The 12209-nt window shown below is 43.9% G+C and carries 13 protein-coding genes; 4 read left to right on the top strand and 9 right to left on the bottom strand.

The features are described 5' to 3' along the window. Positions 1-298: 298 nt before the first annotated feature. Genes J4N42_RS07270 through J4N42_RS07260 form a run of 3 tightly spaced genes read left to right on the top strand, consistent with a single transcriptional unit; the run spans position 299 to position 2596 of the window. Complete coding sequence (locus J4N42_RS07270) at positions 299-1108, top strand: DUF2189 domain-containing protein (protein ID WP_252027175.1); 810 nt, start codon at positions 299-301, stop codon at positions 1106-1108. Beyond that, positions 1101-1928 (top strand): glucosaminidase domain-containing protein, encoded by an 828-nt coding sequence (locus J4N42_RS07265; RefSeq protein ID WP_252027174.1) that lies wholly within the window; start codon positions 1101-1103, stop codon positions 1926-1928. The genes J4N42_RS07270 and J4N42_RS07265 overlap by 8 nt, the downstream gene beginning before the upstream one ends. 26 nt (positions 1929-1954) lie before the next feature. Beyond that, positions 1955-2596: a DUF2987 domain-containing protein gene (locus J4N42_RS07260; protein WP_503034762.1), complete on the top strand. Its 642-nt coding sequence runs from the start codon at positions 1955-1957 to the stop codon at positions 2594-2596. 56 nt (positions 2597-2652) lie between these two features. Here J4N42_RS07260 and J4N42_RS07255 read toward each other — a convergent pair whose 3' ends face one another. Further along, complete coding sequence (locus tag J4N42_RS07255; protein ID WP_252027172.1) at positions 2653-4044, bottom strand: MATE family efflux transporter; 1392 nt, start codon at positions 4042-4044, stop codon at positions 2653-2655. 322 nt (positions 4045-4366) lie between these two features. On the opposite strand from J4N42_RS07255, the gene ttcA reads away from it, so the two are divergent. After that, positions 4367-5260 carry a tRNA 2-thiocytidine(32) synthetase TtcA gene (gene ttcA / locus J4N42_RS07250; protein WP_252027171.1) on the top strand — a complete coding sequence of 298 codons (894 nt, stop codon included), beginning with the start codon at positions 4367-4369 and terminating at the stop codon, positions 5258-5260. A 62-nt stretch (positions 5261-5322) separates the two neighbouring features. On the opposite strand, the gene uspE is transcribed toward ttcA, so the two are convergent. The 8 genes from uspE to J4N42_RS07210 form a co-directional block, all read right to left on the bottom strand. Next, a complete protein-coding gene (gene uspE, locus J4N42_RS07245; RefSeq protein ID WP_252030800.1) occupies positions 5323-6270 on the bottom strand; it encodes a universal stress protein UspE in 948 nt (315 codons plus the stop codon). Positions 6271-6400: 130 nt separating this feature from the next. Beyond that, positions 6401-7150, bottom strand: coding sequence for a fumarate/nitrate reduction transcriptional regulator Fnr (fnr, locus tag J4N42_RS07240; protein ID WP_252027170.1), 750 nt, complete (start codon positions 7148-7150; stop codon positions 6401-6403). Positions 7151-7238: 88 nt separating this feature from the next. Beyond that, the gene (locus J4N42_RS07235) at positions 7239-7913 is read right to left on the bottom strand and encodes a sulfite exporter TauE/SafE family protein (RefSeq protein WP_252027169.1); all 675 of its coding nucleotides are present in this window, start codon (positions 7911-7913) and stop codon (positions 7239-7241) included. Next, a complete protein-coding gene (gene ccoS, locus J4N42_RS07230; RefSeq protein ID WP_252027168.1) occupies positions 7913-8077 on the bottom strand; it encodes a cbb3-type cytochrome oxidase assembly protein CcoS in 165 nt (54 codons plus the stop codon). The genes J4N42_RS07235 and ccoS overlap by 1 nt, the downstream gene beginning before the upstream one ends. Beyond that, positions 8078-10450 carry a heavy metal translocating P-type ATPase gene (locus tag J4N42_RS07225; RefSeq protein ID WP_252030756.1) on the bottom strand — a complete coding sequence of 791 codons (2373 nt, stop codon included), beginning with the start codon at positions 10448-10450 and terminating at the stop codon, positions 8078-8080. 9 nt (positions 10451-10459) lie between these two features. Continuing rightward, positions 10460-10939 (bottom strand): FixH family protein, encoded by a 480-nt coding sequence (locus J4N42_RS07220; RefSeq protein WP_252030755.1) that lies wholly within the window; start codon positions 10937-10939, stop codon positions 10460-10462. Positions 10940-11048: 109 nt separating this feature from the next. After that, positions 11049-12029, bottom strand: a complete 981-nt coding sequence (ccoP, locus tag J4N42_RS07215) for a cytochrome-c oxidase, cbb3-type subunit III (RefSeq protein ID WP_252030754.1) — start codon at positions 12027-12029, stop codon at positions 11049-11051. Further along, a complete protein-coding gene (locus J4N42_RS07210) occupies positions 12029-12202 on the bottom strand; it encodes a cbb3-type cytochrome oxidase subunit 3 (RefSeq protein WP_252030753.1) in 174 nt (57 codons plus the stop codon). The genes ccoP and J4N42_RS07210 overlap by 1 nt, the downstream gene beginning before the upstream one ends. Between the last annotated feature and the right edge of the window lie 7 nt (positions 12203-12209).

Raw genomic sequence — 12209 nt, 5'->3', positions numbered from 1 at the left:
AGTTATACACTTTTGAGGCGCGCATCATAATCACCAAAAGTGTGAATTCAAAGCATTTTCTTATCTTGAAACAGAAAATTTTTTGCAGGTAAAAGTAAACATTTTTTACCATACTGATTTTATGCCCAAATTACGCTTTATTAAGTTAGTTTAGTGGTTAATTATCAGCCAACTAAGAGATAAAGCAAGCCGATATAAGTAATCGGATTTTAGTGTTTAGGACAATTGAGTATAATGACTCCAATTTTTTATCAACAACTTAGGGCTCTTCTAAAGAAGATTGACCTTGGACCCAATAATGAATAATGACATCGAGAAAGATTTCAACTTAGGCGGTAGTGTAGAGCGAGCCTTATCCGGGGATTACGAACTAAAAGCCGGAGACGTATTTAAAGAGGCTTGGGGCTACACCATTAAAAACTTCCTGTCTTTTTCTCCAGCAATTATTGCGCTGCTATTTGTACAGTTAGGTATTTTCTACATTGCTCTTAAATTGCAGTTGGGTAACCCAGGGGTGATTCTAGATGCCCTGACAAACCCTGAAGCGTTTGATTCTCGAATTGTAGAGGCGATTTTCGTTGCTAACTTTAGTTATGAAGTGGTCAGTGCGCCAATCTATGCGGGTGTGAGCCTAATGGCTATGAGCCACGCTGCGGGGCTACAAACCAAACCACGACATATTGCTAAAGGGCTGCAGTTCACTATCCCTGTCATTTTAGCAACGCTATTTAGCCTGATGCTCCAGGGGATCGCGGGTATGATTTTGCCATTCCTCTCTATGTACTTGTCTTTGGCATTCAGCAACTCAATTCTACTGATTTGTGAAAAACGCATTCCACCGATGCAGTCTTTGCTGCTATCACTGCGCGCGGTGAATAAGAAGATTTTGGTATTGGCAGGCATTTATCTGATGGTCACTTTGATGTTTGTAGTGGCTGCCATGTTCTATGGAATCGGATTGATTTTTGTTGTGCCATTTTTCTTCCATGTAAAAGGTATTGTTTACCGAAACATGTTCGGAATTAAGTTGAAGATTGTCGCAAGCGATCAGTCTAACGATGATGACCAAAACAATAACAATAAATCTTCACAGGTGTTCGATGCGTAAAGTAATTGGTATCGCCGCTGCCGGTCTGTTTGTTGGTGGTAGTTTGTATATTGCACAAGACTACGAAGAACGATATGCCGAAGAGCGCGAAAAGAAAAAAGCAGCCCAGAAATTAGAACAGGTTGAAAAGCCAGAACAACCAAAGGTGGTTGAGAAAGCAGAACCCGTTATTAGTGTAGATGAGAAGAAATCCCGATTTTTCTCCGCCCTAAGGCCTGGTATTGAACTAGAAAACCAACGAGTTCTCAAAGAACGAAAAAGGTTAGAGCAAATTCAGCAGCACCTATTAGATAGTGAGCTCAACGCTGAAGATAACGCCTATGCTAAGCGTTTAGGTAAGTTGTATCGGGTTAACGTCCCAGCTTCAGGGGTCGATGGTGAATGGGTCGATAAGATGCTACACCGTGTTGACGTATTACCAGAAGCTCTGGTTCTCACGCAGGCTGCAAACGAATCGGCGTGGGGAACTTCTCGTTTTGCCGAGCAGGCCAACAACTACTTTGGTCAGTGGTGTTATTCTAAAGGCTGTGGTCTTGTCCCGTTACAACGTAGCGAAGGCATGACGCATGAAGTGGCTAAATTCGACTCGGTCCAACAGTCAATTCATGGTTACTTCATGAATGTAAACCGCAACGCTGCGTACCACGATTTGCGTGAAATACGCTATCAAAGGCATTTAGCAGGAGAAGACTTGCTCAGCGTAGCGACTGCAACTGCACTTACAGACGGCTTATTAGCTTACTCTGAACGCGGACAAGACTATGTCGACGACCTACAAGCGATGATTCGCCACAATAACAAATATTGGACACAACAATAATGATAATAAAAAAGACGCTGCCAGCGATGTTACTGGCAGCTTCGGTAAGTCTAGCGTCTGCGATGCCGGCGTCTGCCCAAGAATACATGTTCACGTATTCGAAGCTTTATACACACATGAAACAGAATGCAAAAGAAGGCCACGATGATGTTAAGGTTGGCTTTTTCTTTCTTGACCCTGTAAGCCAGCAGTTGTGTAGCATTGAAAAAGCGTGGATGGAAAAAGAAGAGCACTATGAAGAGTTGAAAATATCTCCTTCAAATGAAGTTATTGTGCCACTAGATAGCAACCTTCGATCGGCGAACCCACTGGTCTTTGTGCATACTCCAGATAACCAGCAATGTGATTTTTCTATGGTTGTGATGACTAAAGAAGCGATGGAAGGTGAAGTCAGTTACGAACAAGTTGAGAGCCTACTGCCACAAATGCAAGTCATGCTTGAGCAGTTAGGAGGTATGTTTGCGAGCTGGTTTACCCCGGATGTCACTGGCGTAACTTTGGAGTTTGCCGATAACCTAAACTCATCGATTAAACTTTCGAGCGGCGAAACCAAAGCAATCGTTGATGGCAAAGTTCAAGTCGCGTTAGCAGAATTAGGTGAGGGCGGAACAATGACGCTTCCTGAAGCGACGATTCGTGTTTTACCCTATATTCCGAAAGAAAACTAAATAAAAAGGGCCGCTGAATGCGGCCCTTTCTATTATTACTTGTATTGTATTTGCTCTTAAGAAGTCGCCACCGCAGGGGTAGTCATATCTTGGTTGCGCTTAACGATAGAGGCTAACCGGATCAGCATTGCAATCGCTGCTGTCGACAAACCGGTCACAATACCAATCCAGAACCCTTGCTCGCCCATCGCTGGGACAATGTAGTCTGTTAGGCCCAGTATCATACCCAGTGGTAATGCTAATCCCCAGTATGCGAGGACCGCTAAAATCATGGGTACTTTAGTGTCTTTATAGCCACGTAAAGCACCGTTTGCTGATGTTTGCAGGGCGTCACTAAACTGGTACATAGCTGTGAATACTAACAAGGTCGCCGCGGTCGCTGACACAGCAGGATCAGTGGTATACAAGCGAATAATCCAATCAGGGAAGAGTAGAAACCCTACGATTGAAATTAATGACATAAGTGCAGCAGTAATAACACCGACTTTGCTTCGTTCAGACGCAAGAGATTGTTTTTGTTCGCCAAGAGCGTGCCCAACTCTTATCGTGATACCAAATGAAAGGCTCATCGGTATCATATAAGTCATACTGGATATGTTGAGAGCGATTTGCGCAGCTGCGACGTTTTCGGCCCCGATTCTACCAATCAAAAGCGCAATCACCGCGAAAATACTGCCACAGATTGCGATGTTCAACCCGATAGGCATGCCCAGCTTCAATAGCTGCATAATCTGGGCAAAAGATGGTTTTGCCTGCTTAAAGTGAATCACTTTTTTATAATGATGATGGCCTTTAATGTGTCCAAACAGCAACCCAGACATCATCCAATAAACCAAACTTGTTGCCCAACCACAACCAACTGCACCAAGGGCTGGCATCCCAAATTCACCATAGATCAAAATGTAATTTACCGGAATGTTAACAAGCAAGCCGATAACGGAAATGATCATAGGAGCACGGGTATTGTTCATTCCTTCACAAAAGCCGTTGAGGGTGTAAAACAAGGCAATACCTGGTACACCAAAGGCGAGGGCAACTACGTAATCACTCGCGATAGGAATGATCTCATTAGCAACGCCCAAACTAGTAAGAATGAACTCTCCAGAGGACAAGTAGACAATCAAACAGACGCTAACAAAGAATGAAAGCCACAACATCTGAATCACGGCTGCTCGAATTTTATCTGTCTTCTGAGCTCCTCGATGGTACGCAACAACCGGAGTTAGAGCCATAATGATACCGCGAAGGATTAATGAAACCGGTAACCAAAGGCTAGTACCAAGGGCGATGGCTGCGAGGTCTTCCGCACTGACTTGACCAGCCATTGTTGTATCAACGAATCCCATGGACTGCGTCGCGAGTTGCATCAAAATGATAGGGATAGACAGATGAAGTAAAGCGCCCGATTCTTTATAAAAACGAGTGAAGTATGTAGGTGTGTTTTGCATGAAGATAGAAACACCAATATCAATGTACCAATGGAAGCGGGATGGCGACGTACATTGTAGGGTGTGCCCGAAGGACAAGCGAAATATACGAAGTTTTCTAACTAGGTTCAACTAGTTTAACTGTTTACAAATCGTTTACTTCATTAGATGCGTTGCTGGTACAAAAGCAGGTATGAGCTACGCCAAATCAATGGTAGGGCAAATAATCGAGTGATTACCAAGCCCAGCCATTTAATCCTAAGAAAAAAGCTCGTATAATCCACGCCCCAATTAACCATGTTAGGAAGTCATACTGCCATCTATGGCAATGTGAGAGCTCGCAATGAACCAAGTAGATACAAGAAAAGAAACCCTAGAATTCAACAAACTTCAAAAGCGTCTAAGAAGAAATGTGGGTAATGCCATTACAGAATACAACATGATCGAAGAAGGTGATGTTGTCATGGCATGTATCAGTGGTGGTAAAGATTCATTTGCGATGCTGGATATTCTGCTTAACTTACAGAAAGCGGCTCCGATTAAGTTCCAAGTTGTTGCGGTTAACTTAGATCAAAAGCAACCAGGGTTTCCTGAACACATCCTTCCTGATTACTTTGAAACGCTTAACATTCCTTACTACATCGTAGATAAAGATACATACTCCGTTGTTCGTGAGAAAATTCCAGAAGGGAAAACGACATGTGGTCTGTGTTCTCGACTACGTCGTGGCACACTGTACTCATTCGCTGAAAAGATTGGTGCAACTAAGTTAGCACTTGGTCATCACATGGATGACATTGTAGAAACTATGTTTCTGAACATGTTCCACGGTTCACGCTTAAAGGCAATGCCGCCGAAATTGCGTTCTGATGACGGCAGAAACGTAGTTATTCGACCATTAACGTATTGTCGAGAAAAAGATCTCATCAAGTACGCTGAACATAAAGCGTTTCCGATCATTCCATGTAATTTATGTGGTTCCCAAGAAAACTTACAGCGTCAGTCCATCAAAGCAATGCTTATCGATTGGGATAAGAAAACGCCAGGGCGTGTTGAAGCAATTTTTAAATCGATTCAAAACGTTAGCCCGAGTCAGTTGGCAGATAAAGAACTGTTCGACTTCGTTAACTTACCACTAGATAGGCAAGGTGAGAGGGAAGAATACGAATTCAGTGAGGCAACGGTATCATCAACCAATATTGATGAATCACTGTTTATCGACGTTACCAACGTATAAAGTTAAAAAGGAAGATAGCAAAACTATCTTCCTTTTTCTTTTCGACTAATCTCGCCAGCGATTTAGGTTGCTGTTTGTGGATCGAGTGGGCTGACATAGCCATTTGGTTTTAGCGCGAGTACATCACAATTGATCTTATCAATGACGTGCTCGGCTGTGTTACCAATAAACACTGCAGATAACCCCGTACGGCCTGTGGTTCCCAAGATCACCATTGCGGCATTGAGCTTCTCTGCCACCTCAGGGATAACATCCTCTGGTAAACCTTGCTCTACAATCGTCTTTTCCTCATCGTAGCCATGTTTCTGTCTGAGTGCTTTCATTGAAGTTAAGTGGTGACCGCGAACAGCATCAGTGTAGGTCGTTGGGTCAAACTCAGGTAGCTCGATGGTAATATTCGCCGGAGTAACCGGGTAGGCGTTCACTAAGTAAGGCGAGGCATTGAGGCGAGAACTCAAGCTATTTAGCTGCTCAACCATACGGTCGTTTAAATCAATATGAGTGTCGTTTTCCGAGCCTACATGAACAGACGCAATGATATTTGCATCCTTTGGCCAATCTGAGTTTTTAACCAACAGTACTGGGGAAGGGCATTTGCGTAATAAATGCCAATCTGTAGGTGTAAAGATGACCGATTCAAGCACATCATGTTTACGTGTTCCCTTTATTACAATATCGTGAGAACCGGCGAATACTTCTGCAATAATGGCTTCATACGGACGGTTATGCCAAACCACTTTGACATCAAACTCGATACCATCACATACGTAAGGCTCAGCAACTTTTCTCATCCACTGCTCACGTTGATGGATGACTCCACGACGCATCGCATCTCTTTCGTCGATAGAAAGCATTGACGTCATGTCATAGGAAAAATCGTAGATCGAAAGGAAGAAAGTGACCTTGCTGGTCGAAGTACTCTTTTGAGCAAGTTGAATAGCTCGAGCAAGCGCAGGCTGCTCGTCATGATTGATGTCGGCGACAACTAGGATTTTGCTATAAATACTCATCATTTCTCCTAAGGTTTGAGGAGTTTATATACCTAATGTAGCGTAATTAGATCGAGAGTATTAGAAAAAAGAAAGGAAAACTAGGAGAAGTATGATGTAGCTCATTTTAGAGCTACATCATTGAAGTTACTTATGATTCTGTAGATACGCCAGCAAGTTCCATAAGAGCTGGGTGGTCTAAAATTGTGATGTATTTGCCTTTCACACTCAAAATCTCAGATTTTTGGAAACGACCTAACAAGCGGCTGATTGTTTCTACGGTTAAACCTAGGTAGTTACCAATATCGCCACGTGTCATTGTCAAACGGAATTCACGTGGGCTGAAGCCTCGTTGAGAAAAACGAGTTGAAAGATTGTAAAGGAAAGCAGCTAAACGTTCCTCTGCATTCTTCTTCGAAAGCAGAAGAATCATTTCCTGGTCACCTTTAATCTCGTTACTCATTAAACGCATGATTTGTTGACGAAGCTTCGGCATTTTACCTGACAGGTCGTCCAAAATCTCGTATGGGATTTCACAGACCATTGATGTCTCAAGCGCTTGAGCAAAACTAGGGTGAGCATCACCCGTAATAGCATCGAAGCCCACTAAATCGCCCGCAAGGTGGAATGCAGTGATTTGCTCATCACCCTGTTCAGTGATTGTGTAGCTTTTGATTGTGCCAGAACGAATAGCGTAAAGTGATTTGAGTTCATCGCCCGCTTTAAAAAGCTCTTGTCCTTTTTGAATAGGTTTCTTACGCTCGATAATTTGATCGAGCTGGTCTAATTCGGACTCATTTAGCGTGAACGGGATACAAAGTTGGCTAATACTGCAGTCTTGACAATGGATAGCACAACCACCCGATTGGATGCGTTTTGTAGCAGGTTTTTCAGAAATCATAACAACCTTTCACTATTTGATATACATCAATATTTTAACACTCATTAGCCCTAAAGGGTAGTGAAAAAAAGTATGTAGAGTCATCGAGTTAAAAACTTACTGATAGTATGGTCAAAGAATCGAATGCGGTGTAAACACCGTACAAAAGGATACAAAGTGCACCAATATTACGGAACCACTTTGACTGTTGGAGTGACTTGATCTTTTCCGCACCATAACCAACAAACAACATTGCTGGTAGTGTTCCTAGTCCAAAAGAAAGCATGACCATAGCTCCACCAAAAGCGCTTCCGGACACGGCTGCCCAAGTCAATGTCGAGTACACCAAGCCACAGGGAAGCCATCCCCAAATAAAACCAAATGGAATGGCATGAGCCGGAGAACGCAGTGGTAAGAACTTACCACCGATAGGGGAAAGGTATTTCCAAAGCGATTTACCTAGCTTTTCGACATGCAGTAATCCAAACCACCAACGGCCAATGTACAGAGCTAGTGCGATCATGAACAAAGCCGAAAAGAGGCGGAGCCAAGCGAGGGAGTGGGATAACTGGCTGACTTGGGCTAAAGTTGATACGGCGCTACCGACGACTAAACCTGCAATCATGTAGCTTGTTAATCGGCCAATGTTATAGAACAAAGGTGTCCATTTGTTGGGCTTCGCATGGCCAAGGGATAGCATTGATGCTATCCCTCCACACATACCGACACAATGTCCAGCACCAATTAATCCGATACCAAATGCTGCTAGCCAATCTGCAGACATTACTTTTTGTTCTCGGGTTGTTTGTCGTCTTCGTCAAACAAGATGTTGTGACCTTGACGCTCAAGATCCTCGAATTGTTCACTTTTCACAGCCCAAAGGAAAATCGCAACAGCTACACAGACGAGTACAATTGCAATGGGTATCAGGATGTACAGGCTTTCCATTTATTTTCCTTGTTCTTTGAGTAAGCGAAGAGAGTTAGATACTACAATAATTGAGCTTGCAGACATACCTACAACCGCAAAATAAGGAGCAACAAAACCCGCAACCGCTAGCGGTAAGATCAACAGGTTATATCCTAAAGACCAAGCCAAGTTCTCACGGATAATTTTTCGTGTCTTTAACGCCAGTTCTCTCGCCTGCAGAATACGATCAAGCCTATCGCCAAGCAAAACCATGTCAGCAGAAGCTTTAGCCACATCAGTACCGCCACCCATTGCTACCGACAGGTGTGCGCCAGCTAGCGTAGGTGCATCATTGATACCATCGCCAATCATCATGGTGACTTCTTTGCTGTCGAGTGATTTTAGGTAAGCCAACTTATCATTAGGCTTTGCATTGGCAATGACATTGTCGATACCAATACTTTCGGCGACGTAGTTTGCATTGCGTTCAGAGTCACCAGTTAGTAACGATATTTTGATCCCTGCGTCTTTGAACTGATTAATGAAGTTCTCACTTTCTGAGCGGATTGGGTCTCGATACACAAAAGTAGCAGTGTGAACACCGTCAATAGATAGGTAAACACTATTCGCTTCTGGGCTTACTGGAGAGGTGAGCGCAAAAGCAGCGTTACCAATCTTAACCAACTTATTTTGATACTCGCCTTGCAGGCCAGAACCAATGATATTTTGTACATTCTCCAATTGTGTCGACTTATCATCGTACTCACGGAACGCACGAGCTATTGGGTGGTTTGCATGAGCTTCAAGAGCTGCAGCGAGCTTTAAACATTGTTTCTCATCCAAGTCTGCAAATGTATCAACGTTCGAAATTTCGATATCGCCATGGGTCAGTGTGCCGGTTTTATCAACAATAAGGTGATTAACCTTACAAAGAGTTTCAAAGACATGCCCCTTACGCAGCAGGATTCCGAAATTGCCCATTCGTGACGTGGCGCAAGTTAGTGCAGTTGGCGTGGCTAATGACAGGGCACAAGGACAAGTAGCGACTAGCACAGACAGCATGATCCAGAAAGCGTCATCTGGCCTAGTCTCATGCCAGAAATACCACGTAAATGCCGCGATCACGAGAATGACTGCCACGAAATAACGGGCAACGACATCTGCAATCTCAGCGATCTTAGGTTTGGACATTTGAGCTTCATCTTGAAGCCTAACGATATTTGATATCATCGAATCTGCTTTAGTTGAGCTCACTTCGAGTTCAAAGGACTCTTCACCGTTAAGGGTCCCGGCAAAGACGGCATCGCCAATCCGTTTAACAACAGGCACTGACTCACCAGTCAGCATGGATTCATCGATGTGAACACGGCCACTGATAATTTTGCCATCAGCAGGAATGTGTTCGCCTGGCAAGACTCGAATTCTATCTCCGACTTTAAGAGAACGTACCGCGATCTGTTCGCCATCAAGGGTATTTGCAATCGCAGGCACCAATTTAAGTAGGTTGCCACTCGCTGCGGCGGCTTTTCTTCTCGCACGCATTTCCAAGAAGCGGCCAACGAGCAAGAAAAAGGCAAACATCGAAATGGATTCAAAGAATACTTCGCCTTGTTCAGTAACCGTTGCAACTAAGCTTGCAAAGTAAGCGAATATCATTGCGAGAGACACGGGCACATCCATTCCTAGCGTTCGGCTTCGAAGACTTCGCCAAGCATTGATGTAGAAAGGGAGGGCAGAGTAGAGCATTACTGGCGTAGCAAATATTAAGCTGACCCAGCGAAAGTAGTTTTTAAACTCAGGTTCTAAGTCACCAAATACTTCCAAATATAGAGCCACTGCTAGCATCATGACCTGCATAGTCGCAAGGCCTGCAATACCGAGTCGATATAGGTATTGCTTCATAGAGTAGTGATAGGCAGCTTCTTGTTTGTCAGCTTCAAAAGGAGCGGCTTTATATCCTAGTCGGTGGATAACGGAGAGAAGTTCACTTAAGCGTGTTTTGTTCTTATCCCAAGCCAGAATGGCTCGGTTAGTTGTGGTATTAACGCGAATCGACAAAACGCCAGGCTTACTGGCGACTTGTTTTTCTATCAACCATGCGCATGCGGCACAAGATACACCTTCTAAAGAAAGCGTAACTTCTACTTGGTCATCTTGATTGCGGACAAATTCGGATTGGACTTCCTCGTTGTCGTAATGAATTAGAGCTTGAAGTTGCTCAGGCACTAAATCAGCTTTCTCTGCTGGTGCCGTGCGGTATTGATAATAAGAGACTAATCCACTTTCTACGATTGTTTGTGCGACCGTTTCGCACCCTGGGCAACACATGTCCCTTAGCTCACCCAGGATTTCAACATTGTAGTCCGTGTTGACTGGTACTTCTTCACCGCAGTGATAACACGATTTACACATAGACGTTTCTTAGTTTGATAGTTGCACGGCTGACTGCGTTGGAAACTCAACACGGCCTTGAATTAACCACTGTTCATCGTGTGGGGTAAGCTCAATAAACCATGGCCCCTGAAGTTCGTTATCGAGGGTAATTCGATATTGACCACGCGCATCTGACGTAACAAGCTTAGTGAAATCATGATCTGGAAGGGTACGATGCGCAAACATAGCGGTGATCGCTGGGTAGTGCTCTAATTCGCCTTTATCAAACTGAATTACAACTGAGTTACCGTCCGAACGGACTTCTGCTTCAAGACCTAGCTCTTTCGTAACGTTGACTCTTGAGATGTCGACATTAATACCTTTACCTTTCTTGTAGTAATCTTCAGTAACGAGGTGAACTGAATGGTTAGTAAGTATCGCGACTCGAACCAACGTTAGCATCGAAACACCAACGGTTAGGAAGAGCAAAAACCAGGGCCAAAACTGCTTATACCAAGGCTGTTCCATATTATTATTCTCAATATATACAATGAAATAAAACTAATGTTTTACAAATACTTAAGGCTTTAACTGTAAAAGAAAGACAGCCCCTTAAAAAGGGGCTGTTATTGTTATGTTACTCTTTATCTGAGTTACTGAGGCTCCAGACATAGGCAGAGACGAGTTGAACTTTATCCTCACCTAGGATGTCCTTCCATGCCGGCATTACACCAGAACGACCGTTCATTACTGTTTCTGTTACTTCTGCACGAGAACCGCCAAATAACCAGTCTTGGTCTGTTAGGTCAGGAGCACCAACTGCAGGGTTACCCTTACCATCTGTACCGTGACACGCAGCACATACGACGAAGCGAGCTTTACCTGCTTCTGCTTCACGCGCGTTCACTGAGCGGCCTGAAAGGCTAAGCGTGTAGCTTACCACTTCCTTTACGCCTTGCTCACCAAGCGCATCTTTCCACGCAGGCATTTGACCAATTCGACCCTGCATTACAGTGGTAATGATAGCTTCTGGCTCTCCACCATATAACCATGCGTCATCAGTCAGGTTAGGGAAACCTTTCTGACCACGAGCATCAGAACCGTGACACTGAGAACAGTTCTGCAAAAATAGGCGCTGGCCTACTTTTACTGCTTCAGAATCTTCTGCGATTTCAGGAAGAGAACGAAGTGTTTCGCCATCTTCTTGGTACGCAAGCTTCTTAAATGCTTCACCAAAGTACGTGTCGGCATCGTCTAGCTCTTTTGCATACTGAACCAGCTGTTTGTTCTCTTGAGCTCGAGCAATAGATGCTTTTGACTCTTCTAAAGAACGAACAGTCTGATCTGAACTTTGCCAGCCCAATAGACCTTTATAGTTACCTAGCCCAGGGTAGAGCGTTAGGTAAATAGCGGCAAATACAAATGTACTTACGAAAAGATACGTCCACCATTTAGGTAGTGGGTTGTTTAGCTCACGAATACCATCGTACTCATGGCCCATGTCTGCACCTTCTTCAACGCCTGTTTTATCTTTCAGACACCAAAGGAGAATTGCTGCACAGCCAAGTAATGTACCAACGGTGATTACGATGATCCAAAGACTCCAAAAAGTAGTCATTACTTAGTCACTCCTTTTTCTTTTGAGGGTGCTTGTTCTTCGTCAGCAAAGACTAGATTAGCGGCCTCGTCGAAGCGCGACTTACGGCTCTTGCCATATGCCCACCAAACAACACCGATAAAGCTAACGAACAACACGATGGTCCAAATACTGTGAATAGTACCTATATCCATAACCATC

The sequence above is a fragment of the Vibrio sp. SCSIO 43135 genome (assembly GCF_023716665.1).
Classification (GTDB): Bacteria; Pseudomonadota; Gammaproteobacteria; order Enterobacterales; family Vibrionaceae; genus Vibrio; species Vibrio paucivorans.
This window is presented reverse-complemented; position numbering and strand designations above follow the sequence as displayed.